Here is a 24455-nt window from a genome sequence, read left to right as displayed (position 1 = left end):
ATGATAAGGATAATCAATCATGGGGCAATAGCCATTAAAACTAAACATAACTGGAAAAGGTTAAAAAAAGATTTTTTTGAAATAGATAATATTGAAACCTATTTAAATCTTGAGAAGTTTGTGGTTAATTTTGATAATGATAAGTCTGATAAAATATTATTGATTTTATCCACTCAAAACTTAGGATATAAAATATATAAGGGAGAAGACTATTATAAAAATAAAATTGATGCATTATTGTCTATTTTTAATGAAACGCTTTTTTGTATAAAAAAAAAAGAAGGAGATTTTGTTGAATATTTTGCCCTTTTTAATAAGGATAAATTTAATCTTTTAGAAGACAAACTCTATGAAGTCTGTGTTTTATTTCGATTTTCTTCATTGCTTGGAATAAAAAGAAACACCGAAATTAAGGAAATTGAGAAATCTATTTATAGGTTCAGTTTCTATGGAATTCACAGTTATAAAAAATGGAGGAGAATTAGTGATTGGAACCTTTTTTTTGATGGAGAACACTTATCAGGTCATTTAATAAGTTAAAAAGAATAAATGAGATTAGTATTAATGAAGGAGAAAATTTATTAAATCATGATACTTTTAATTTATAACCCGATAGCGCGGAAATGTTTTCCGTGCCAGTATGAGTAAGTAAAGTAAAGCCGTAACGATAAAATGTTGCGGCTTTTATATTAGTATTTATAAATAGTATTAAAAAATTATAATTTTAAATATATTCTAGAATAGATACCACGGATTGCAAATCCGCGTTATCGGACCAATATTTTTTTGGAGACACTAGCAATTATAACAGTAAAAAAGAATTAAGAAAAGCCATTAATGGAATGACGACATCTAGTAATGAATTAATAGGAAGAGTTAAAAGAAATTAAAATTATGAAGCAACTATTTTTATTTATATTTTTCTGTCATAGTATTCAACTTTTTTCGCAAAACAGAAAAGATATTATATATAGAATTGAGGGAAAAATAGAAAGCCCAGCATATACTCCTTATAATGTTAGTATTCTTACTTTAAAGGAAGATGGAAATTATCATATCAAATATCAAGAATATGCGTCAAAAAAAATGATAAAAAAAAATATTTTACTCAATTTAGACAGTGAAAAAGGCACTTGGAAGAAAAGTAATGACACTATATATTTAAGAGATAATAATGTTAAAAAAAACACCAAATTCTTTATTAAGAATAAAAATAAAATAGCATTAGTTATAAGAGATATTGATGTTTCATCATCAAATTGGATAAGAATTCAATAAATCATAATAGAAAATTATCCAATAGCGCGGAAATATTTTCCGTGCCAGTATGAGTAAGTAAAGAAAAGTCGTAATTTTTTATCGTTACGGCTTTTATATTATTATTTTAGAATAACATTAAAAAATAAAAAACTCGGATTACAAATCCGCGTTATCAGATTTTATATTATTATTTTAGAAGTAGTATTAAAAAATCATAGTTTTAAACATATTTTAGAATAGAAAACACGGATTGCAAATCCGAGTTATCGCATTATTGGTATCAAATACGGAATGTTTAACTCAAAAGACCATCTGATGGGCCAAAAAGGCCTTCCGTTTAACTTAAAAGGTGCTATTTTTAACTCGATAGACTCAAAATCTAAGAGTCAACGTCTAATTTTTAAGAAGATGTGTTGAAATTTCAACCTTCTTTTCTCAATTTTAGGTCAATGATGCTCAAATTTTCGTCACAACAGCCCAACAGAAGGTCAAAAAGGTCCATCACTCACTTAAATAAGTCTAAAGTTAAGCTTGTTAGGCTTAAAATTGAGTAAATAAAGTCTAAAAACTAGAGTACAGGGTAAAACCACAAAAAACACAGATTATACCTCCGTGTTTTTTGTTCTATATAATTATATTTTTAAGTATAATAGAGTACTACAAACTTATCGCTTATACACCTTTACCCAATCTACTTTCATCACTGCTGTATCAGCATATGCTGTAATGTCTCTATCACCAGGAGGGAAGAAAATCCCGCCTACGGCAACGTTTAAAGTGATTTTATGCTTGTTATCAAACAAATCAGATATATTATGATTTCTGATGGTTGTGTATGTAGCTTTTACTACATCATCTAATAAGATAGTTAGCTTGTCTTTAGCCCAAATAAGCTCATACGTATGAAAATCTGCAGTTAAATCTTCTAAATTGGTATATATCTCTTCGTTATTAAAACTGGTTGCAGTTCCGGCAGTAGTACCATAAAAAACATTAGACTGAAACTGATTAGGTTCATTACCTCTTGCTTCTAGAATATCAATTTCTCCTTTGGTAGGCCATGGATCTCCAAAAGACCAAAACGCAGGCCACATTCCTGCTCCCGCTGGTAATTGAATGCGAGCCATAAAACGATATTCTTGTTCACCAGCTGCACTAGAAGGGCCATAGGTTGTTTTTGTTTCTATCCTACCTGATGTATACGGAAACATTTTTTGATCCATACTGCCAGGAATGGTCGCTCCTGTAACTTCTTTTCGTTCTACATTAACCGATAAAACTCCATTTTCTAGTACCAATTGACTTGGTGTATATAATTGTACTTCTTCATTAAAAGCGCCACTATCCCAAGCGTTCCAGGCACTTAAATCTGTATCAAAATTATCTTCCCAAACCAGACTCCATTCTTTTACAGGTTCCGGATCTGGGTCTGGTGGGTTTACTTGTTCGGTTTCTGGATCATCACTACTACTACAGCTAAAAAGTAAAATACTTAATATGCTTAGTGCCCCTATTTTAATGTGCATTTTTGTCATTTTTATTCTCATATAGTTTACACGGAAATATACATAAAACTTAAATATTAACTCAAATTACAGTCTCAATGTTTTACGATACCCAAACTTCAACAAGCGTTAAAAACGCTATACTACAACGTATTAACTATCGTTATATTTTTAAAGCTAATGCTAAATCCTTACTTTAGTAAGGCTAATGAAAAAGACTACAATAATGCTACTGCCCAGAACAAACATCGAAAAAAAGTTAAATCTATTACGTGCCAAAAATGCTGACCTTTCTACCTGGAGACAGCAAGTCCAGAATATTTTTAATGCAGAAAAACAACACGAAGATCAAATCCTTAAAAATCTAGATACGCTAGTCAAAGAAACAAGTAATACTTTTGATTTTGACCAGCTAGAAACATCTAGAATTTATCATATTGATCAAATTAAAAAAATATGTATCGATTATCGCTTGCGATTTTTGGATTCTAAATATTTTAAAGGAAAATTACCTAATGAGGCCATTTTTGCGATTAAAGATTTAGAAAAAAAACATGAAACCGAACTTCGAGGTTTTAAAATTATCGCACCTTCTAAATTATTCAAGTTAGAAAATGCAGATGACCCCCTACTCTTTGCTCCTATGGGAAACGATTATTTTTATCTGGTTCATAAATGGGGCAACGATTTACATCCGTTACGCAAAATGATGATGTGGTTTTTTAAAAGTTTCGAAAACTTACTTATTCTTACTTTTTTAGTAAGTCTTTTACTTACTTTTATGGTTCCTAATGGAATGTTTAGTAAAACCAGTGATACTTCAACTTTTATCATGATTTTTTTCTTTATGTTTAAATCTGTAGCAGCCGTAGTATTGTTTTACGGATTTGCACTTGGTAAAAACTTTAATACAGCCATCTGGAATAGTAAATATTTTAATGCATAAAAATAATATCTATGTTCCCCGAAAGTGAATATGAAAGAGTATATACCGGTAGTTTAATTACTATTCAATTTTTGCAAAACATGTTACAAGATAGCGGTATCAATTCTGTCACAAGAGATGATATGAAATCAGGTATGATGGCAGGTTTTGGTGGCGGTATTCCTGATCACGTGCAACTTTTTGTAAAAAAAACAGATACACAAGAAGCATTACCTATTATCGAAAAAAGTTTATCTTAATTTTATGGATGAGAACCACAAATCACAGCGCAAAAACTGGGATTTTATCATTGGTATAATGCTAGTGTTGTTTGGAGGTTTACGCCTTTATAATACCTCACAACATGGTTTCGAATGGGGTTATAAGCCTATTTTTATTATTGCATTTATACTTTATGGCGGATATCTTATTTTTCGTCATTTTCAGAATTCTTCTAAAAAGTAATATTAAAACAAAACCATCAAACCCATACATATTTTTGTAAGGTTTAATGGTATGTTATGGCAATTCAAATATGTATTGTGTTTTTTATGGTGTGATTTCGAATTCTACAAATTGATATCCTCCAAAAACACCAAATCCATTTTTACCTTCGATATTGGTAGGTGAAATGACTGGCTCTATAAAAGGATTATCTTCATTTTCTTTATTAAAAAACTCTGCTCTAAGCGAATCGTATAGTAACTTTTCATTATTTGCTACTCGAATAACTATTTTGGTAATTTCTGTATCTTCAGAAAGGAAAAAGAATCCATCAGCATTTACAACCGTATTTTCTCGATTAGTGTCTGTTACAAATTTATTAAATTCAAAATCTACAGATACATCTGTATCCCCTCCTCCAGGAAATCTACCTGTAACAACAGCACCTACGATATAATAATTACTTACATCTTTAATATCTTCTACAGTCAATTTCATTTCTCGATTTCCAAAAAAGTCATCTCTTGTTTCTAGTTTAATTTCTTGTTCTACCCTAGTTACTCGTTCTAATGGAATAGTACATGAGGATTTATACTCTTCACCCTCTGCCATTACTTTTAAGAAATACTTTTTGCCTGGCATAATTGGTAAATCGGTTGCAGGTGCTTCATAATTAGAGGTTGTTGCATTATAGGTTAGCATAACTTCATTATCAGTTTCATCTGTAATCGTAACTGTAGCATCTGTAATTAATAAACTAGAGGTATCTGTACTCGCTTTTGATCGTGATTTGGATACACGTATTTTTAATGTTGTGTCTTGTGGAGATAAAAATCCATTAATGACTACTAATTGTTCTTGGTTTAACAATCCACTAGCATCGACACTGGTCTCACAGCTTTGCAAAAATATGCTTACTAGTACAAGTGTTATATATTGAAAATATTTCATGATTAAACGTTTTCTAATTAAGCTAAGGTTATTTAAAATTTATAAGTGTAATTAAAGGCCGGTATAAATTGTAATATCGATACCTTTTTTAATTGTGAATTATCAAAATAGTAGAAAAAAGGATTCTTTCTTCCGTAGATATTATATACAGAGAAACCCCATGTACGCTCTCTGTTTTTAGCAAATTTCTTATGAAATTGCACTCCTAAATCTAATCGATGATAGCTCTCTCCTCTAAAATTATTTCTCTCTGTACTAAAAGCATTACCACCACCAAAAAGACTAGCTGTACTAACAGGAAAATTATCTGCGCTAGACACCGAGGTCTTATCTAAAAGATTAAAATTATTCCCGGTAGAATATATCCAAGTTCCTGATAAAGTAATACGATCGTGTGGCTTATATATCCCTACTAAAGATAAATCGTGTCTTCTATCGTATTTAGAAAAGAATTTTCTTCCTCTATTTAGTTCATCAAACTGTCGTTCTGACCACGACAATGTATATCCTAACCAACCTGTAAGCTTACCGGTTTTTTTTCGCAATAAAATTTCTGCACCATAAGCCCAACCTTGACCAGTGGTAATATTTTCTTCCCAATCGATCTCGTTTCCGGTTTCTAAATCTTCTAACAGCAAAAACGAAGCGCCTTCTTTATAAGAGATCACATCATCCATTTTTTTATAATATCCTTCAAAAGTAATTGCATAACCACTATCCAAAAAGTCTTTGGCTACTCCAAAAGCATACTGCTCTGACACCTGAGGTTTTAATCTGTCTGTGGACGATACCCAAAGATCTGTTGGCAATCCTATCCCAGAATTAGATAATAAATGAATATACTGATTCATCTTAGAGTATGAAGCTTTAACAGCTAAATCAGGTTTCACATTCCATGAGATAGTAGCCCGTGGCTCTAAGTTAAGATAATCTGTAGATTTAAATTGAAAATGTGTTAATCGTAATCCTGGTGATAGACTTAATGTTTTTGTGATTTTCCAGTCATCTTCTGCATACAAAGCACTTTCTAAAGACTCTATATTTTGAGTAATATCTACATTATCTTCTCCTGTCTGATTAATTTTTGATTGTTTTGGTTTAAAATTATGATAGGTAGACGCCAATCCAAAACGTATAGAGTGTGATGGACTTGGATAATAATCAAAATCAGCTTTGATACCATAATCATTAATACCAGAGCTGGTTTTTAAATCAAAAACTTCATCATTAAATTTTTCTTCTACTTTAATTCCAAAATTATAATTACTAAAAATAAGGGAAGTATTAGAAAAGAACTTATCACTAAATTGATGATTCCAGCGTAATGTAGATGTTATATTCCCCCAACCTAATTTGGTTCTAAAATCATCACCTTCAAATTTATCAACTGCACTAAATTTATCTTGTCCAAAATAATTACTCCAATACAGTTTATTTTTTTCGTTAAACACATGATGTATTTTAAAATTAAGATCCATGAAGTAATACCCAGCTCTAAAATCTGAAGGCTGAAAAGGTCTAGTAAGTACATCTGCGTAGGTACGTCTACCGCTAAAAATAAATGAAGTTTTACCTTTATTAATCGGTCCTTCTAGTAATAAAGAACTTGAAATTAGGCCGATATTTACCTTACCACTTAATCGTTCTTTATTACCATTTTTAGTATCTATTTTAAGTACCGAAGACAATCTCCCACCAAACCGTGCCGGAAATCCGCCTTTATAGGTATCTATAGATTTTATTGCATCCCCGTTAAAAACAGAAAAAATACCAAATAAATGGTTTGAATTATATACCGGAGCCTCATCTAAGATAATCAAGTTTTGATCTGGTGTACCACCACGAACAAAGAATCCTGCGCTTCCCTCATTACCACGTTGAATACCTGGTAATAATTGTAAAGCTTTGATCACATCTTTTTCTCCTAAAATAGCCGGAATATCTTCAATTTCTGAAGGTTTAATAGATACAACACTCATCTGTGTGACCTGACTCTCATTGACCCCTCTATCCGAATTAATAATAACTTCATCAAGGCTTTCTGTTCCCAAACTCATATCAAAATTAAGAGAGGTATTTGCACTAAGGTCAATCACTTTTTTAATGGTATTATACCCTATAAATGAAATAATTAATTCATGTGTACCTTCTGGAATGGTTAGCGAATAAAAACCATAATCATTGGTGGTTGTTCCTACTCCTTTTTCAGGAATATAGATTGACACTGTAGGAAGAGATTCTTGACTACCACTCTCTTTAATATAGCCACTAATGGTATATTTTTTAGAGGCTTGTTTTGCTGTTTTTTCTTGACTATGCCCTGAGAAAAAGCATAGTAATAGTCCCAAAAAGACAAGTACTACTTGTTTTGTTTTCAATTTTTTTAGATTTATTGGTTATCTACTAGAGGTGTATGGTATGAGCTACTATATAGTGGTTGTTAAAGTACTATCCTTTGAAACCATAGGCGTTGTATTTTATAATAGTATGAGGTGTTTTCTGGATTCTGAGAAATCCAATTTTGAACAAGTTTTTCTTCATCTCTTGTTGCTCGACCTGAAAAAAAATTAATTAAAGCGTAATCCGGTTTAAATTGACTTTGCACATTCATAAGCGTTGTTAATTTTAAAAAATAAATAGCGTTTTATTTTTTGTTGTTAATCAAATTCATACAAAGGCAGTAATACATTTTAAAGATGATATCCAATTATTTATATCAATCTTCTTTGGTACTTTAAACTACCTATACGCCTAAAACAAAGAAATAGAAAAATACCCTACCTTTTTTTGCAAATAAATTAAACAGGCAAATCAGGTTATAAGAAATCCATACTCAATAAGACGATAATTTTACCATCAAAAAAGACTTTTGTAGATTTAGAAAGTTGCAATTGATATCCTATTAATTATTTGAAAAGAAAATTTTACCGTAAAAAGATACACGCTTATTTATCTGGTATTAAACTCATTGCATGCTCAGAAATAGCGGTTATAGAAAGTGAAGGATTTACCCCAGGATTAGCAGATATCATCGAACCGTCACAAATATACATATCTTGATATCCGAAAACTCTATTATTTTTATCGATAACACCATTAGACGTATCCGACCCCATAACTGCTCCCCCTAAAATATGGGCTGTAGAAGGTATTCCTGCTAATGGTTCTAATGCAAATACTGTTTCTTTTCCTTTAATTAGTTTAGCATATCTTTTTGCTAAATCTAATGATTGCGGGATAAATGCTGATGGTTTTTTTCCATCTGCAATTTTGGTATTCATCATCCCAAAACTATTTCTAGTAAAGGTAAGCGTACTGTCTAGTGTTTGCATAAAAAGCAAAACTACCGTGCTTTTACCCCAATCTTTCACAGTGTATAATTTGATGTATGCCAAAGGGTGTGTCACAAAACTAGTTAGCATTTTTACAACTCTAATTACACTGTTTTTACCATGAGTTAATGGCAAATGTGATAATCTCCAAAATCCAGAACCTTTGGCATAACGCACAATTTCTAAATGACTATTCTTATCTGTTTTTAAGATAGAACCAATTGCGATTCCTTGTGACAAGTTCTTTGTACCGTCCAGATTAGTTACACTAATTAAACTTTCGTTATTAGTTCGGATATCGTGCCCTAAACGATCCGAAATTTTCGGTAAGGACTTTTTCTTTAGCTTTAACAATAATTTTACGGTGCCTAACACTCCCCCAGAAAAAACAACACCTTTTGTCTGAATCGTTTTTTTTACTTTAAAAAACGTTGTAGAAGATTTAAATTTTACTTCATATCCTTTCTTAGTCGGTATTACGTCGAATACTTCATGCTCTGCAAGAATTTCTGCTCCCAATTGTTGTGCCAGGTACAAATAATTTTTGTCTAATGTATTTTTTGCACCAAACCTACATCCAGTCATACATCCTCCGCAATAATTACAACCAGTACGATCGGGACCTTTTCCTTTAAAATAAGGATCAGGAACTGTAACATTAGGGGTACCAAAAAAAACTGCTACATCTGTCTCTTCAAAGTTATTTTTGATATTCATTTCTTTTGCTAACTCATGAAGCGCATTGTCACCATCAAAAAGTTTTGGATTCTTTTGAGCCCCCAGCATACGCAAAGCTGTATCATAATACGGTTGTAGTAAAGTTTGCCAATCTTCAAGATTTGCCCAGCTACCCGAGGTAAAAAATTCACTTTTAGGTACAGGTAATGTATTTGCATATACCAATGACCCTCCTCCGACTCCTGTTCCTGAGGCGACAACAACATGTTTAAAGAAAGTCATTTTCATGATCCCAAACCAATTAAGAAAAGGTATCCATAACCATTTTTTAAGATTCCAATTAGATTTAGGGAAATCTTTAGACGTATACCATTTTCCTTTTTCTATGACTAAAACCTTATATCCTTTTTCTGAAAGTCTAAGCGCACTAACAGAACCTCCAAAACCACTACCAATAATGATATAATCATATTCTTTCTCTACATTCATAACACTACTTTACTATTGGTTTTTGAGAAAAAACAACGAAATAAAACAATTCTAATACTAGAGTCTTTGATATTAAAACTAGTCGTTATCGATTTTTATTTTCGTAATTCAACCCCATATATTCCAAAAGGAGTATAAAAAATAAGGCTATAGTTGGCAAAGCCACCTTTCCTCTATATTTTAGCAAAACTGCTCGATCTTTTATGTAAATAAAATCTAGCTTAACTATTTAAAATCGAACTATGAATTCAAATATAGTTTGATTTTGTTAATTTACCAAAAATGGGGAGAAAATCTATTGATAGAAACCGAAAGGAAAAAAATAAAAAAGTAGAACAATGGACATTGGCACTATTGCCAAAATTAAAAAACCAAGAGCTCGGAAGTTTAACTATGGACGATCTTGCCTTGTTAATGAACAAAAGTAAATCTACGATTTATCAATACTTTACTACTAAAGAAGAAATTTTTGAATATATCACACAAGTAAGAGTTGATAATTTAAACGTATATAAAACAGAAATTACTGGAGAAATCTTAAAGCTAGACTATCATTATGAAACCCTTGCTAAAATCCTTGCTGAAGGAGCTAAGGATATCTCATCATTTTATCTCAAAGAATTAAAACAACACTACCCTACTGCATGGAAAATCATTGAAGATTTTTTATCTGGTCTTCTGGAAGATTTAAAGCAACTTTACACTTATGGTATTCAAAGCGGTGTATTTAAATCGATATCGGTAGAATTACTTGCCAAACTAGATGAGTACTTTATTATGCAATTAATAACAGACGATACTTTTTTCGTACAAACACAAAAAACATTAGAAACAACCGTTAGAGATTATATGTTTTTAAAGTTCGAAGGGCTTATGAAATAAACAAACCTATAAACTTGATGTTTATAGGTTTGTCATTGTAAATTACACGAATAACTAATTATCTAATAATAATTCTGGAAGGTTGCGTAAGTACATTATCCCCAAAAACCTTAACCAAATAAATCCCAGACCTGAGATCATTTAATGCAAGTGCTTTTTTTGATGGACTTAACGTTCCTAAGTTTTGTGTATGTGCGAGTACACCATTTAAACCATATATTTCAATAACACTATTTTTAATTGGTGTTTTTGAAGAGATAAAAACATTTCCTGTAGAGACTGTTGGAAATAAACGAGGTCCATCTAGTCTATCTAATGTTACGATCTCTTCTTCGGCACTGCCTTGTTCTCCAGCATTAATCGATTTAATTGCCCAACCAAAAGAGCTAACTAATGGATCAGAGACTAATCTAAAACGTATGGCTATCACTTCTCCTTCATTAAAGAAATCTAATAAATTGATTGTTTGTTCTTTAAATAATTCATCATTGATTGAAGGTGTAGGTCCAGAATTGACAACATCTATCCATTCTGTAAAACGTTCTCCATCATAAGTATCTAATCGTTTCCAATCTAACAAGTCGCTGGATGCTTCAATTGCTACAAAATCAAAAAATCTACCTGGTCTTGGATCAAATTCGGTAATTGCAACATCTTCATATCTAAAATTAGCATTATCTGTAGAAACTATAATCGGGTGTTTTAATACTGCTCTATACTCTGAATTGTTCAAATAAGGGTGACCTGTATTATTAAGTACAGGCTGGCTTACTGTTTCATCAACAGTATTAACAACAAATTCTCCGCCAAAAGAGTATACGTCTTCATCTTTAAATGTTTCGATAGACACTACTTCTTCTGCTGCTTTAAACTCGATAATATCAAATGCTTTTGAAGAAATTACTGTCGCATTTTGTTGACTATCTACAGCTTGTAACCCTACAGTATGTGGTCCTTCTGAAATATTTTCAATGGTATAAGAAAATGTTTCTCCTTGCACGATATTATCTGTTATTTGAGCTACTTCTACTCCATCTAAGTACACAACTATGGCTTGCACATCTGCATTGTTTTGAACATACGTAACTGTACCATTTTTGTTCCCTACAGAGCTTTGAGATACATTTACAATTGCAGGAGGACCAAAGTATGTAGGTGGTTCATAACCTTCTAGTTCGTCTAGTGTAGCTGTCCATACACCTCTTCCGTGGGTAGCCATTACAACTTCATTATTTACTATTTTCATTTGCCAAACAGAAAATGCAGGTAATCCGGCTAATAAAGACCAATTTTTACCTCCATCTAAAGTTTGAAAAACTCCGATATCGGTTCCTACCCAAATTCTATTTTCATCAAATGGCATTTCAACTAAACTATGAATAGCCACATCAGGAAAACCTCTATCCTCGCCTAAACTAAAGCCTGATATATCTTCCCAGGTTTGTCCTAAATCATTTGTTTTTAAAACTTTTGCAGCTCCTTGACCAGAAAACAGCGCGTATGCTCTATTTTCATTTGTAGGGGACGTTTCTAATCCTGCAATAAAGTAATTATGCCCAACACCATCTCTTGGATCTGAGAATGTAGTTACAGGTGTATATGTTTCTCCGTTATCTCCTGAAACATGTAGTGTAAAGCTACCAGTTTCTGTCATTGCATTTCCTGCCCATACTACATCTGGATTTGCAGTAGATACAGATACATCCAAAGCACTTGAAGCTCCAACAGAAAAGTTATTTGGTAACGGAGTTAACTCCCATGACTCTCCAAAATTAACTGATCGCCATACACCACTAATCGCCGGACTAAAAATAACATCAGGATTATTATTTGCATTTACTATTTTTGAATAAAATGGAGAAGTTCCGTTTCCTGATTCTCCATGTCTGGCACTAAATCCTCGTCCATTTTCGAAACGAACAAAATTATTATATTGGGAACCACCAATATATTTTTGCGGATCATTATAGTTCCATAATACCTCAAAACCATCACCTCCTATTATAAATCGATAAGCAGTTTCATCATCTGCTCCTTGATCGGTCGCCGATATCCATGTTCCGTTATCTTGTGCTCCTGCCATATAGTCTTCTGATCCATTTTGCTTATCAGCACCATAAAACTGAGAACAATTAAGTCCTACCGCAGCTTGAGACCAATCATTAAAAGTTGTTCCAGGATCAGTAAGGTAATCGGTATGGTAGACCCCTCCATCGTTAGCCAAAATAAGCTTAAATCTTTTTTCTGCAGGTTGTGCTGTCCATGTTAAACCATGTTGATCTACATGAACATAATTATTTAGTTCGTTATTATATCCTGCAGCAATTGGTGTAAATGTATAATCTTGAGGTCTTCCTTTTGTTTTTTTGCCTCCTTTACTTAGCTCCACTCTATATACTACTACTCCACCTACATAGAATACATTTTCATTAAAAGGATGCGCCATAACAAGATTATCATACCATCCTTGACCTGTAACCAAGTTTCCTGCTGCTGGTTCTCCTTTAAATCCAAGAAGTGTAAATGTTTCACCTGCGTCATTTGTAACATACAAATCTGTATTTACAGCTGTAGTTGCAGCCGTAGCAGGAAAATCTCCTGAGGCGTTTCTATTTGGTGTGTATACTGAAATGAATACTTTATTTGGATTTGCGGGAGACACATCTAACTCAAAACGAGCATGCGCCGGATTATAATCATCCTTATTAAGTACTAAATCCCATGTTAAACCACCATCTACACTTTTTATAACCCCTACACTATTTACACCACCATATAAAGTATTAAAGTTTGTAGGGTCAAAATTTAAATCTTGAACGTTACCACCTGTGTAGGTATTTTGCCAAGTGTCACCTCCATCTGTAGTAACATAAATTCCGTTAGTGCTGGCTACAATTAGGTTATTTTCATCTGCAGGATTTAATGCAAGTCTACCTACTCCGCCGAAATCTTTTGTATTATTCAAATACTCCCAGCTACGTCCACCATTTGTAGTTTTAAGCACTCCTAATCCACCTATAGCATCTAGGTTACCAAAAGGTTCTCCAGTACCAACATATAGTGTTCTGGGATCACTTGGACTTACTGCTACGGTTGATGTAGATAAACTAGGCACTTTAAAATCTGTTAGATTTTCCCAGGTAATTCCAGCATCTTCGGTTACCCAAAGACCGCCACCTACAGTTCCTGCATACCATTTATCATTATCATCAGGAGCCACTACAATACCACGTATTCTACCTGGTACATTTACAGGACCTCTCTCTTTCCACTTAATAATACTAGAACTTTTAGATGTAAATCTATTTTTCATTGCTTTTTGATGCTCTGTCATCAAAAATCCATCTTTATACGTAGATTTCTCTGCTCCTATAGGTTTTAAAAGATCGGCTATGTATCCAGCCATGACCTCTATTCCCTTCTTTTTGGTATACTCTTTTTCTACCTTTTCTTTTTTGGTATTATCAACAACTTCTGAAGTTGTGATTTTTTGTTCTTTTTTTGTAGTGCAGGCAGAATAAATCACCAGCATCATAGCCAAAAGAAGTAGCTTCTTACAATAAAATTTGTGTGTCATAAGTTAGTAAATTTAATAGTTGTTATTTGTGTAATTTGACAATTGTTATTCTTGCTGGAGATTGGTTAAGAAGGGCTTCTTCAGGGTTTTCTGAAGTTGGTTTTTGCTCCATTCCTATGTAGGCTATTAGTTTTAAAGACATCGTATCATTCCACTCGATTCTAGCGCCTCTAAAAGTGCCTTTCTTTATAACCTTTCTAGTCTTCACATCATACACCGTATATTCGAAATGTATTGCTGGATCCGCTCTTCTTATATTCTTTTTAAGATAGAGCTCCATTGACTTATCACTATTAAACTTTGATGTAGTACTTTGGTTTGCCATTGGATTATTAGGCTGTGTGACTATTTTATTTTGAAGTGCGGTGTTTTTACCCGATTTGCATTGAGCAAATGAAAAAATGGTCAGACTCAGGAAAAAACTAACCGTAATTATTTTTGACAACATGATTAGTACTTTACTAGGTTAATTTAAAGTTTAATCTAAATGATTGTTGACTGTTATTATTTTATTTTGGAGAGGGTTTTAAGTAACTAGGTTATACTTTTTATTACTATAATATCATTGTATAACTAGCTCTAAATTAGCTTTATTTTTAGAGAACTCAATACTTTCTAAACCTATTTAACAAAACAAAAACAATTGTTCTGTTTTTATCAATTTTTATATACCTAAAAAAAATAACGTCTACCTTGAGGTAAACGTTATTTTTTAATTTTTAAGAAGAAATACAATCTCTAATTAAATGCTATTATGCATTAACAGCATACATTTTTTCGCGTAGTTCTTTAACTTTAGGGTCGCTCATATACTCGTCAAAAGTTGTGTATCGATCTATTACTCCGTTCGGAGTTAATTCAATAACACGATTTCCTACAGTCTGAGCAAACTCATGATCATGAGTTGTAAACAACACCGTTCCTTTAAACTTTTTAAGAGAATTATTAAAAGCTGTAATCGACTCTAAATCTAAATGATTTGTAGGTTCATCCAGCATTACCACATTTGCTCTAGTCATCATCATCTTAGACAACATACAACGTACTTTTTCTCCTCCTGATAGTACATTCGATTTTTTCAAAGCCTCTTCTCCACTAAAAATCATTTTACCAAGAAAACCTCTAATAAAAACTTCTTCTCTTTCTTCTTCTGTAGTTGCCCATTGACGTAACCAATCAACGAGAGTTAAATCATTCTTAAAAAAGCTACTGTTGTCAGAAGGTAAATAAGATTGTGTTGTAGTTATACCCCACGAAAACTTACCTTCATCTGCTTTTTGATTATCATTTACTATTTGATAAAACGCTGTAGTAGCTCTGGAGTCCTTTGAAAATACGACTACTTTATCTCCTTTATTAAGATTTATATCAATCCCTTTAAAAAGAACTTCTCCTTCTACACTGGCCGCTAAATTTTCAACATTTAGAATTTGATCTCCAGCTTCTCTATCTCTTTCAAATATTATAGCAGGATAACGTCTGCTTGACGGTTTGATATCTTCAATATTTAGTTTTTCAATCATCTTCTTACGAGATGTAGCTTGTTTGGATTTTGCTACGTTTGCACTAAATCTTGCGATAAACTCTTGTAATTCTTTTTTCTTTTCTTCTGCTTTCTTGTTTTGTTGTGCTCTTTGTCTGGCTGCTAATTGAGAAGATTCATACCAAAACGTATAGTTACCACTATATTGGTTAATCTTACTAAAATCAATATCAGAAATATGAGTACAAACAGCATCTAAGAAGTGACGATCATGAGATACTACTATTACCGTATTATCATAATTTGCCAAAAAATGTTCTAGCCAAGAAATAGTTTCATAATCAAGATCATTTGTAGGCTCATCCATTATCAAAACGTCTGGTTTCCCAAACAAACATTGTGCAATTAACACTCGTACACGTTGTTTAGTATCCAAGTCAGACATTTGTGTATAATGTAAATCTTCTTTGATACCTAGGTTAGATAACATTGTAGCAGCATCACTGTCAGCATTCCAACCATTCATTTCTTCAAATTGAACCTGAAGCTCTCCTATTTTCTCTGCATTCTCATCTGTATAATCAGCATATAACGCATCAATTTCTGTTTTGATCTTATATAAAGGCTTATTTCCCATTATAACAGCTTCTAAAACAGTGTACTCATCATAAGCATAATGATTTTGTTCTAAAACAGACATTCTTTTTCCTGGTTCTAAGTGCACATGACCTGAAGTAGGTTCTAGGGCTCCGGATAATATTTTTAGGAAAGTAGATTTACCTGCACCATTGGCCCCGATAATACCATAGCAATTGCCTTGTGTAAAAGATGTATTTACTTCATCGAAAAGTATTCGTTTACCAAATTGAACCGAAAGATTTGAAACTGATAGCATGATAAGAAAATTGTAAAATTTGAATTTGCGGCAAAAGTAGAAAAATCGATCCACAACTAGAAACAATCTATCATTAATTTAATGGTGGGCAAACCTAACTTTTTATTCTGTAGAAATTATTCATGTATTAAGAATATTAATTCTAAATAATATGCTAATAATTAAAGAATTAACGTAGCATTAACAATTGTAAAACTCGTTTCCTTTTACTTTTGGAAAAATTGTAAGTTAATTATAGCTCCCAAAATGCGTTTTTCTTTAATATTATATCTTGCAAAGGTTTCTTTGATATCCTATTGCTTAAGTAGTTGTAGTTCTCCAGAAAAAAATGAGAGGAGTTACACTTATTTTGGAGGGGAAATTGTAAATCCAAACACCAATTATGTAATATTATCAAAAGATAACGGTCTAATTGACACCATTCCTTTAGATAAAAACAATAGGTTTTTACACAAAATTGAAAATCTAGAAGAAGGACTTTATTTCTTTCAGCATAAGCCAGAAAATCAAATTGTTTTATTAGAAAAAGGTGATAGTATTTTAGTTCGTCTTAACACTATCGAATTTGATGAATCTCTTGTTTTTACTGGTGACGGGGCTAGAAAAAATAATTTCCTTGTAGAGATGTATTTACAAAATGAGATGGAACGTGAAAGATTAAAGAAATCTGAACTTCAATTAGCACCTTCTTATTTTCAAAAAAACCAGGACTCTTTACTTTCTTCTAAATTAAAAGCTTTTGATCAGTTTATAGATAAATATCATTTTACGCCTTTGGCAAAAAAAGTAGCTCAAGCATGTATTGTTTTTGATTATTATACAAGACATGAATTATATTTTCATAACAGATATGGTATTGGAGGCTTAGACGCGACAAAGGATCTACCTCGAACTTTTTTTAATTACAGAAATAGCATTAATTTTAATGATGAACAATTAAAGCATTTGTTTTCTTACAATAGGTATCTTAATTACTACTTTACTAACTCTTCTCTTACCGAATATTCTAATAGCACTAAAATTACATATCGAGGACGCGTTGGAAATGTTACTCATAAATTAAATCTTATAGATAGTATAGTGCAACATCCCTATATAAAGGACAACTTATTACGACGGGTAACCACTAACTTTTTATTAAGAAGTAAAAACAATAAAGATTCGAATACAGTGCTGCGTCATTACTTATCTGTAAGTACTAATAAAGATTCACAACAAGAGTTAAGGAAACTTGCTCGATCTATTTCAAGACTGAGGCCTAATCGTTCTTTACCAGAGCAAGAACTTATTGCTTCAAACGGTGAAATTATAAAATTATCGTCCTTATTTAGCAAACCTATTACGGCTCTTTATTTTTGGTCGATGGATAGAAAGGATCATTATACAAGAGCTCATAAAAAAGCTTCTTATCTTAGTTCTTTATATCCAGATATTGATTTTATAGCTATAAACACAGATGATGAGCAAACAAAAAATTGGTTAAAAACTATTAAGCGTAATCATTATAACCTTGGTAAAGAATATGAATTTAAATATCCTAAGTGCTCTTCGCAAGAACTTGTAATTTTTAATAGAAATAAAGTGATTCTAGTAGATAATTACGGAAATATAATCAATTCAAATGCTAATTTATTTTCTTCTATTTTTGAAAAGCAATTGATAAAATATACCACCCGTTTATCTACTATTGAAGCCAAAAAAAGCTACGCTTCAAATAGAAAGTAGCTTTTTTAATGTTGGTATACTTAATAACCTCCAATAAGTAATAAGTAGTTATCTAATTAATTTCCTTTTTTATAATCAGCAAGGAATTTTGCTAATCCTATATCTGTAAGTGGATGTTTTAATAATCCTTCAATCGATGAAAGAGGACCAGTCATTACATCTGCGCCAATTTTTGCACAATCAATCACGTGCATTGTATGTCTTACTGAAGCTGCCAAAATCTGAGTATTAAACCCGTAATTATTGTAAATCAATCTAATTTCTGCTATAAGATTTAACCCATCTGTAGAAATATCGTCTAACCTTCCTATAAAAGGAGATACATAAGTAGCTCCTGCTTTAGCTGCTAATAATGCTTGCCCGGCAGAAAAAACTAAAGTACAGTTAGTTTTGATTCCTTTATCACTAAAGTATTTGATTGCTTTTACTCCATCTTTAATCATAGGAACTTTTACTATGATTTGATCATGAAGTTTTGCTAACTGCTCCCCTTCTTTAATAATTCCTTCATAATCCGTTGCAATAACTTCTGCACTTACATCACCTGTAACAATATCACAAATCTTCTTGTAATGATTAATAATATTATCTGCACCAGTAATTCCTTCTTTTGCCATTAATGAAGGATTAGTTGTCACTCCATCAAGGACTCCCAGATCCTGCGCTTCTTTAATTTGATCAAGGTTAGCGGTATCAATAAAAAATTTCATGTTGTTGTGTTTAATTTAATAGTTTTCTAAAAGAATGCGAATATAAAAATATTCGTCTTGTATACACTCTTGGGCTGTTAAATACTCTTCATTTTTTTTTGATTGTTAGTATTAACAACAATTTATATCATAATTTGTAATGATTCATTAATAATCGTTCATACATCGTATCTGGTAGAACACGTTTTAGAACTATAGAAAATTTTTGCATAAACGCACCTACTTTATAATGCACTTTAGGTTTTTTAGCACATATAACTTTATAAACCACTTTTGCCATTTCTAAAGGATCATTTCCTAAATCCACATGATCATCCATCAATTTTAAGGTATCACCATATGGTTTTTCATATGGAGAGTCCTTAATTACCGGTGCATGATATCGACCAGCCGCTATATTCGTGGCAAAATCTCCCGGAGCGATATTTGTCATATCAATATTAAACTTTTTCAATTCCATACGCCATGCTTCTGTTGTAATTTCTAGTGCAGCTTTAGAAGCGCTATAAATTCCGCGATATGGCAATCCCATATATCCGGCAATTGAGGTAATATTTATGACTAAGCCCTTTTTATTCTCTCGCATTACAGGTAAAACAGCTTTAGTAACATTAATAGGTCCGAAATAATTTGTAGTAAAATTTTTCAAAATCTCGTTTTCTGGTATTTCTTCAATAGGCCCTGTAATGCCTGCACCAGCGTTATTAATTAAAACATCTAATCTACCATGTTTTTTAACAATGCTATCAACGGCTCCTTTAATGCTATCAACATCTGCTACATCTAATGATAATAACGGAAACATATTAAAATCGGAATATCTAGAAGGGTTACGACTTGTGCCGTAAACAATAAATCCTTTATCTACGAGATATGTACCTATTGATTTTCCTATTCCTGAAGAACCACCTGTAATTAAAACAACAGTAGAATTTTTGTCTATACTCATGGTGACAAATATACAACTAGGATTAAAAAACTGACAACTATAAAGAAGAAATGAAATTTATTTTTGTTAACAACAAGGCACAAAAAAAGGCAAGCTACCTACATCACACCGCTACAACCGTCTACCTTTGCTGCGTTCCCGCCCTGGAGGATTCAACAGGAGCTAGTTGTGTAGGACTTGCCGGGTGCAAAGATACGATCTTTAATAGATAAAACAATGATTTTTTAAACCCAATTAAAATAAATATCTTGGTCTAAAATTTAACCATTACAATGAACATCCGTAACTCATTCGTCGTCATTATATTAAGTTTATTCTTTTTTTCTTGTGGAAGTAATCAGAATAAGAAAAAAAAGTATTTTTCTATTCTTACAGAGAATAATCAAGTCATTTTTAAACTAGGCGAGACTGTAAAAGCGTCTATAAAAAATGCCCAAAACATAGAAATTGACTCGGTAACCTATCTATTTAATGACAAAAAAGTAAAATCGAAAGAAGGATTTACCTATACTGAAGAAATTGATACTGAAAAATTAGGTACTCATATTTTAAAAGCGCATGTATTTTATAAAGGAAAGATCGATACTATAACCAAAAAACTTACTTTCCTTAATAATAAATCTCCAAAACTATATACGTACAAGATCATAGCCGAATATCCACACGACCCAAAAGCTTTTACACAAGGATTAGAATTTTCTGGAGATACATTATATGAAAGTACAGGAAAAAAAGGAGTCTCATCTTTAAGAAAAGTAAACTATAAAACAGGAGAAGTATTGGTGAAAAAAGATATCGATGCTTCTTACTTTGCAGAAGGTATCACTATTTTAAACGATAAAATTTTTCAACTTACCTGGCAATCAGAACTAGGTTTTATTTATGATCTTTCAACTCTCAAAAAGACTGGGGATTTTGCATTTAACAAAAGTAAAGAAGGATGGGGATTATGTAATGATGGAAATCGTATTTACAAAAGCGATGGCACAAAAAAAATATGGATTCTAGACGCTCAAACACTAGCTGAAAAAGAATACATTGAAGTTACAACGAATAAAGGTGTAAAATCAAGGTTTAATGAATTAGAATGGATTGAAGGTAAAATATACGCTAATACTTGGCAAAAAGATGGTATTGCAATTATTAACCCTAAAAATGGAGCTTTAGAAGCTGTTATTGATTTATCAGGATTACGAAAAAAAGTGAAAGAACATCCAGAGTTAGATGTTTTAAACGGTATAGCTTACAAACCAGAAACCAAACAACTATTTGTGACTGGTAAAAATTGGGATAAACTTTTTGAAATCGAAATCATTAAATAATATCAAAATTCACATTTAAAAAAGAGGTTTTATTTTGTATTCTTAACTTATCGAAGGTTATTAGTTAAGCAAAAGCATAAAACAGTATATACTTATAACATCTGATTCTAAAACACGCTATTTAAACCCTACCACTCTATCTTTTTGTTTCTCAACACAAGAAACTAAACTTTTATTATGCAACACTATAATAAGTATCTCGTTATTGTAATAGACAAATAATAAACCGTACCTTTGCGGCTTATTTTTAGCTATATGAACAAATTTGAAGAGTTAGGCCTAGGTGAAGCCATAATAAAGGCGGTGAATGATATGGGGTTTGAGACCCCAAGTGAGGTGCAAGAAAAGGCAATTCCTATTTTACTTGATCAAGATACAGATATTGTAGCTCTTGCGCAAACCGGAACAGGAAAAACAGCTGCTTTTGGTTTTCCATTAATTGAAAAAATAGATAGTAAAAGCAGAATCACACAAGGATTGATTTTATCTCCTACTCGTGAACTTTGTTTACAAATTACAAACGAACTTAAAAACTACTCTAAATTTGTTCCAGGACTTAATACTGTAGCTATTTATGGTGGTGCTAGTATTACTGATCAGGCTAAACAAATCAAACGTGGAGCCCAAATAGTAGTTGCTACTCCTGGGCGTATGCAAGATATGATCAATCGTAAATTGGTTGATATTAGTAATATCGGTTATTGTATTCTTGATGAAGCAGATGAAATGCTTAACATGGGATTTTATGAAGATATTAATGCTATTTTATCTCATACCCCAGATGATAAAAGTACTTGGTTATTTTCTGCCACAATGCCCAGAGAAGTATCTACAATAGCTAAACGTTTTATGCATGATCCTGTAGAAATTACAGTTGGTCATAAAAATACCGGATCTAAGAATGTATCTCACGAATATTATGTAGTTAACTCTAGAGATCGTTATGCTGCCTTAAAACGTCTTGCAGATGCAAATCCTGACATCTTTTCTGTTGTGTTTTGTAGAACGAAACGCGATACCCAAAAAGTTGCCGAGAATCTTATTGTAGATGGATATAATGCTGCAGCACTTCATGGTGATCTAAGTCAGAATCAGCGAGATCTGGTTATGAAAAGTTTTAGAAATCGTCAAATTCAAATGTTAGTTGCTACAGATGTTGCAGCAAGAGGAATTGATGTTGATGATGTAACGCATGTTATTAATTATCAATTACCTGACGAAATAGAAACATACACTCATAGAAGTGGAAGAACTGGACGTGCTGGTAAAAGCGGTGTTTCTATGGTAATTGTTTCTAAAAGTGAAATTAGAAAAATCAAATCTGTAGAACGTATTATAAAAAAGAGTTTCGAGAAAAAAGAAATTCCAAGTGGAGAAGAAATATGCCAAGTGCAACTATTTCACCTTGCAAGTGATATCGGTAAAGCAGAAATAAACCATGAAATTGATAGTTACCTTCCTTCTATAAATGAAGTTTTAGAAGAGTTTTCTAAAGAAGAGTTAATAAAAAAGTTCTTCTCTGTAGAATTTTCTCGTTTCCATAATTACTATAAAAAGTCTAGAGATTTAAATGTTGTTAATGACAGAGATAGAGAATCTAGAAGTGGTGATGGAAGCACACGTTATTTTATAAATGTTGGAGAAAAAGATGGTTTTGATTGGATGACTCTTAAAGATTTTCTTAAAGAAACTCTAGGGTTAGGTCGCGATGCTTTAAGTCGTGTAGATGTCAAAGAAAATTTCTCTTTCTTTAATACAAGTTCAGAACAACAAGAAACTGTTCTATCTATTTTTGAAGATTTCAAGATGGATGGCAGAAAAGTAAATGTAGAAGTTTCTAAAGATTCTGGTCGACGTGGTGGAAGACGTCGTAGAGATAATGATGGTGGAGGTTACAAAGGAAAACGAAGAAGTGATGGTTTTAAACCAAAAGGTAAAAAACGTTTTGGTGGTGATAGTCAAAGTGGTGATAATCAAAGAAGAGACAGAAGAAAACGCAGTGATCGAAGATAAATTTAATCACATTAACATAGTAATATGATTTTTGGCGTGATTTTTATGTTATCTTATATGTAATTGAACGTCCTATATTATATGAGAAAAATATTATTTTACATATTAGTTATTAGCAGCATAAGTTTTTATGCCCAGGAAGATACATCTGGAAATGTGTCAGGAAAAGTATTAAATGCCTCTACTGACAAGAAACTTGAAAATGTACACATCGTTAACTTAAGTCAAGTTATTGGTACTATAACTAACAATGATGGAGATTTTTCTATTCCAGCTAAAGTAAATGATACATTATATTTCTCTTATATAGGCTACAAACCTTTGCGTGTTAGAGTTACTAACGACTGGATTAAATTTGGTGATGTAAAAATCAAAATGACAGAGTTAGGTATCGCTCTTGAAGAAGTCGTTGTTGCGGATGTTCAATTAACCGGTTATCTAGAAATAGACGCCAAAAGAATACCTATATATAACAATTACAGATATAGTATTTCTGGTCTAAATTCTGGATATGAAGGTGGTAGTAAACAGCCAAATGCGGTAAACAAGGTATTGGGTGCAATATTTAATCCTGCCGATTTTTTATATAATATATTCAGTAAAAGGTCTAAGGAACTTAGAAAACTTAGGAAAATGAAAAAAGATGATGAAATAAGAAATCTTCTTGAAACTAAGTTCGATCGTGAGACCCTTATGGCCCTATTACAAGTAGAACGTTTGGATATAGATGAAATCCTAAGAAATTGTAACTACTCTGTAGACTTCATTAAATTTGCCAATGATCTACAAATTTTAGATGCGATTAGCGAATGTTATGAGGAGTACAAAATTTTAGACAGAAAATAAACAAGTGTTATTTTGAGGAGTGCAATGCGATTCTGTTACCTTCAGAATCTATAAAATAAGCCATATAACCATGTTCTTCAGAAATAAGTTCCTTTTCTGATATTACTTTTCCTCCAGCCTCTGTAACCTTTCCTATTTCGTTTGCTACATCTTCACAAGAAAAATAAATTAAGACCCCATCAGTACTTGGTTTATAGTGATCGCCAGCATAGATTAAAGAACCTGTAGCTACTCCTGCTTCATTTTTATTCGGAAACCACCCCATTTGAATACCTTCCATTTTATGTAACCCAATTTCTATATCAAAAACTTTCTCATAAAAACTTTTAGCTCTATTCATATCCATAACAGGAATTTCAAACCATGCAACCATTTGATTATGTTTTAAAGATTAGACAAAAACAATTTACTGAATATTTTTATATCATAAATACATATTAACCAACTACTAAATACTATAAGTTATTTA

The 24455-nt window shown here is 32.1% G+C and carries 21 protein-coding genes and 1 other RNA gene; 10 read left to right on the top strand and 12 right to left on the bottom strand.

The genetic code is table 11. The annotated features are described in order from the left end of the window. Together D1816_RS01385 and D1816_RS01380 are read left to right on the top strand one after the other, a co-directional pair. A complete protein-coding gene (locus D1816_RS01385; RefSeq protein ID WP_118500894.1) occupies positions 1–540 on the top strand; it encodes a hypothetical protein in 540 nt (179 codons plus the stop codon). Positions 541–894: 354 nt separating this feature from the next. Beyond that, a complete protein-coding gene (locus D1816_RS01380; protein ID WP_118500893.1) occupies positions 895–1278 on the top strand; it encodes a copper resistance protein NlpE N-terminal domain-containing protein in 384 nt (127 codons plus the stop codon). A 647-nt stretch (positions 1279–1925) separates the two neighbouring features. Here D1816_RS01380 and D1816_RS01375 read toward each other — a convergent pair. Next, complete coding sequence (locus D1816_RS01375; protein WP_158597787.1) at positions 1926–2786, bottom strand: family 16 glycosylhydrolase; 861 nt, start codon at positions 2784–2786, stop codon at positions 1926–1928. A 187-nt stretch (positions 2787–2973) separates the two neighbouring features. Between D1816_RS01375 and D1816_RS01370 the strand changes: the two genes are divergently transcribed. The 3 genes from D1816_RS01370 to D1816_RS01360 are packed head-to-tail and all read left to right on the top strand — an operon-like array spanning position 2974 to position 4155. Next, positions 2974–3711, top strand: a complete 738-nt coding sequence (locus tag D1816_RS01370) for a hypothetical protein (RefSeq protein ID WP_233565310.1) — start codon at positions 2974–2976, stop codon at positions 3709–3711. Positions 3712–3722: 11 nt separating this feature from the next. Further along, complete coding sequence (locus D1816_RS01365; RefSeq protein WP_066311788.1) at positions 3723–3950, top strand: putative signal transducing protein; 228 nt, start codon at positions 3723–3725, stop codon at positions 3948–3950. A gap of 4 nt (positions 3951–3954) precedes the next feature. Next, the gene (locus D1816_RS01360) at positions 3955–4155 is read left to right on the top strand and encodes a hypothetical protein (protein ID WP_118500891.1); all 201 of its coding nucleotides are present in this window, start codon (positions 3955–3957) and stop codon (positions 4153–4155) included. Between the two features lie 84 nt (positions 4156–4239). On the opposite strand, the gene D1816_RS01355 is transcribed toward D1816_RS01360, so the two are convergent. From D1816_RS01355 to D1816_RS01345, 4 genes are all read right to left on the bottom strand, one after another. Continuing rightward, the gene (locus tag D1816_RS01355; protein WP_066311793.1) at positions 4240–5085 is read right to left on the bottom strand and encodes a DUF4249 domain-containing protein; all 846 of its coding nucleotides are present in this window, start codon (positions 5083–5085) and stop codon (positions 4240–4242) included. A 32-nt stretch (positions 5086–5117) separates the two neighbouring features. After that, positions 5118–7463, bottom strand: a complete 2346-nt coding sequence (locus D1816_RS01350; protein WP_118500890.1) for a TonB-dependent receptor — start codon at positions 7461–7463, stop codon at positions 5118–5120. A gap of 62 nt (positions 7464–7525) precedes the next feature. Further along, positions 7526–7696: a hypothetical protein gene (locus D1816_RS25505; RefSeq protein WP_157766038.1), complete on the bottom strand. Its 171-nt coding sequence runs from the start codon at positions 7694–7696 to the stop codon at positions 7526–7528. 334 nt (positions 7697–8030) lie between these two features. Further along, positions 8031–9584, bottom strand: coding sequence for a GMC oxidoreductase (locus tag D1816_RS01345; RefSeq protein ID WP_118500889.1), 1554 nt, complete (start codon positions 9582–9584; stop codon positions 8031–8033). 282 nt (positions 9585–9866) lie between these two features. Between D1816_RS01345 and D1816_RS01340 the strand changes: the two genes are divergently transcribed. Then, positions 9867–10466 (top strand): TetR/AcrR family transcriptional regulator, encoded by a 600-nt coding sequence (locus D1816_RS01340; RefSeq protein WP_066311796.1) that lies wholly within the window; start codon positions 9867–9869, stop codon positions 10464–10466. A gap of 58 nt (positions 10467–10524) precedes the next feature. On the opposite strand, the gene D1816_RS01335 is transcribed toward D1816_RS01340, so the two are convergent. From D1816_RS01335 to D1816_RS01325, 3 genes are all read right to left on the bottom strand, one after another. Next, positions 10525–14043: a hypothetical protein gene (locus D1816_RS01335; RefSeq protein WP_147405106.1), complete on the bottom strand. Its 3519-nt coding sequence runs from the start codon at positions 14041–14043 to the stop codon at positions 10525–10527. Positions 14044–14065: 22 nt separating this feature from the next. Beyond that, positions 14066–14491 (bottom strand): hypothetical protein, encoded by a 426-nt coding sequence (locus tag D1816_RS01330; protein ID WP_118500887.1) that lies wholly within the window; start codon positions 14489–14491, stop codon positions 14066–14068. Positions 14492–14795: 304 nt separating this feature from the next. Beyond that, positions 14796–16421, bottom strand: coding sequence for an ABC-F family ATP-binding cassette domain-containing protein (locus tag D1816_RS01325; protein WP_066311802.1), 1626 nt, complete (start codon positions 16419–16421; stop codon positions 14796–14798). A 246-nt stretch (positions 16422–16667) separates the two neighbouring features. On the opposite strand from D1816_RS01325, the gene D1816_RS01320 reads away from it, so the two are divergent. Beyond that, positions 16668–18146: a hypothetical protein gene (locus D1816_RS01320; protein WP_066311803.1), complete on the top strand. Its 1479-nt coding sequence runs from the start codon at positions 16668–16670 to the stop codon at positions 18144–18146. Positions 18147–18202: 56 nt separating this feature from the next. Here the strand turns inward: D1816_RS01320 and fsa are convergent, their stop codons facing one another. From fsa to ffs, 3 genes are all read right to left on the bottom strand, one after another. Continuing rightward, positions 18203–18856 carry a fructose-6-phosphate aldolase gene (gene fsa, locus D1816_RS01315; RefSeq protein WP_118500886.1) on the bottom strand — a complete coding sequence of 218 codons (654 nt, stop codon included), beginning with the start codon at positions 18854–18856 and terminating at the stop codon, positions 18203–18205. Positions 18857–18983: 127 nt separating this feature from the next. After that, positions 18984–19805 carry an SDR family oxidoreductase gene (locus tag D1816_RS01310; RefSeq protein WP_118500885.1) on the bottom strand — a complete coding sequence of 274 codons (822 nt, stop codon included), beginning with the start codon at positions 19803–19805 and terminating at the stop codon, positions 18984–18986. 84 nt (positions 19806–19889) lie between these two features. Continuing rightward, an RNA gene (ffs, locus tag D1816_RS01305) (signal recognition particle sRNA small type) lies at positions 19890–19988 on the bottom strand. 89 nt (positions 19989–20077) lie between these two features. On the opposite strand from ffs, the gene D1816_RS01300 reads away from it, so the two are divergent. The 3 genes from D1816_RS01300 to D1816_RS01290 all read left to right on the top strand — a co-directional run bounded on the left by D1816_RS01300 (position 20078) and on the right by D1816_RS01290 (position 23986). Continuing rightward, positions 20078–21127 (top strand): glutaminyl-peptide cyclotransferase, encoded by a 1050-nt coding sequence (locus tag D1816_RS01300; protein ID WP_118500884.1) that lies wholly within the window; start codon positions 20078–20080, stop codon positions 21125–21127. A gap of 255 nt (positions 21128–21382) precedes the next feature. Next, on the top strand, positions 21383–23140 hold the full coding sequence (locus tag D1816_RS01295; RefSeq protein WP_118500883.1) for a DEAD/DEAH box helicase: 1758 nt from the start codon (positions 21383–21385) through the stop codon (positions 23138–23140). Positions 23141–23221: 81 nt separating this feature from the next. Next, complete coding sequence (locus D1816_RS01290) at positions 23222–23986, top strand: carboxypeptidase-like regulatory domain-containing protein (protein WP_066311814.1); 765 nt, start codon at positions 23222–23224, stop codon at positions 23984–23986. Positions 23987–23993: 7 nt separating this feature from the next. Here D1816_RS01290 and D1816_RS01285 read toward each other — a convergent pair whose 3' ends face one another. Then, entirely contained in the window at positions 23994–24359 is a 366-nt protein-coding gene (locus D1816_RS01285; protein WP_118500882.1) for a VOC family protein, read from the bottom strand. Positions 24360–24455 lie beyond the last annotated feature (96 nt).

Source organism: Aquimarina sp. AD10 (assembly GCF_003443715.1).
GTDB classification, from domain to species: Bacteria; Bacteroidota; Bacteroidia; order Flavobacteriales; family Flavobacteriaceae; genus Aquimarina; species Aquimarina aggregata.
Note: the sequence above shows the minus strand (reverse complement) of the source record. Positions and strands in the feature narration are given on the sequence as shown.

Coding starts and splice junctions, on each gene's coding strand:
- D1816_RS01325 (WP_066311802.1), bottom strand. CDS start 16,421: ATGCTATCAGTTTCAAATCTTTCGGTTCAATTTGGTAAACGAATACTT.
- D1816_RS01330 (WP_118500887.1), bottom strand. CDS start 14,491: ATGTTGTCAAAAATAATTACGGTTAGTTTTTTCCTGAGTCTGACCATT.
- D1816_RS01365 (WP_066311788.1), top strand. CDS start 3,723: ATGTTCCCCGAAAGTGAATATGAAAGAGTATATACCGGTAGTTTAATT.
- D1816_RS01285 (WP_118500882.1), bottom strand. CDS start 24,359: ATGGTTGCATGGTTTGAAATTCCTGTTATGGATATGAATAGAGCTAAA.
- D1816_RS25505 (WP_157766038.1), bottom strand. CDS start 7,696: ATGAATGTGCAAAGTCAATTTAAACCGGATTACGCTTTAATTAATTTT.
- D1816_RS01290 (WP_066311814.1), top strand. CDS start 23,222: ATGAGAAAAATATTATTTTACATATTAGTTATTAGCAGCATAAGTTTT.
- D1816_RS01295 (WP_118500883.1), top strand. CDS start 21,383: ATGAACAAATTTGAAGAGTTAGGCCTAGGTGAAGCCATAATAAAGGCG.
- D1816_RS01360 (WP_118500891.1), top strand. CDS start 3,955: ATGGATGAGAACCACAAATCACAGCGCAAAAACTGGGATTTTATCATT.
- D1816_RS01345 (WP_118500889.1), bottom strand. CDS start 9,584: ATGAATGTAGAGAAAGAATATGATTATATCATTATTGGTAGTGGTTTT.
- D1816_RS01320 (WP_066311803.1), top strand. CDS start 16,668: ATGCGTTTTTCTTTAATATTATATCTTGCAAAGGTTTCTTTGATATCC.
- D1816_RS01385 (WP_118500894.1), top strand. CDS start 1: ATGATAAGGATAATCAATCATGGGGCAATAGCCATTAAAACTAAACAT.
- D1816_RS01355 (WP_066311793.1), bottom strand. CDS start 5,085: ATGAAATATTTTCAATATATAACACTTGTACTAGTAAGCATATTTTTG.
- D1816_RS01335 (WP_147405106.1), bottom strand. CDS start 14,043: ATGACACACAAATTTTATTGTAAGAAGCTACTTCTTTTGGCTATGATG.
- D1816_RS01380 (WP_118500893.1), top strand. CDS start 895: ATGAAGCAACTATTTTTATTTATATTTTTCTGTCATAGTATTCAACTT.
- D1816_RS01370 (WP_233565310.1), top strand. CDS start 2,974: ATGAAAAAGACTACAATAATGCTACTGCCCAGAACAAACATCGAAAAA.
- D1816_RS01375 (WP_158597787.1), bottom strand. CDS start 2,786: ATGCACATTAAAATAGGGGCACTAAGCATATTAAGTATTTTACTTTTT.
- D1816_RS01300 (WP_118500884.1), top strand. CDS start 20,078: ATGAACATCCGTAACTCATTCGTCGTCATTATATTAAGTTTATTCTTT.
- D1816_RS01310 (WP_118500885.1), bottom strand. CDS start 19,805: ATGAGTATAGACAAAAATTCTACTGTTGTTTTAATTACAGGTGGTTCT.
- fsa (WP_118500886.1), bottom strand. CDS start 18,856: ATGAAATTTTTTATTGATACCGCTAACCTTGATCAAATTAAAGAAGCG.
- D1816_RS01340 (WP_066311796.1), top strand. CDS start 9,867: ATGGGGAGAAAATCTATTGATAGAAACCGAAAGGAAAAAAATAAAAAA.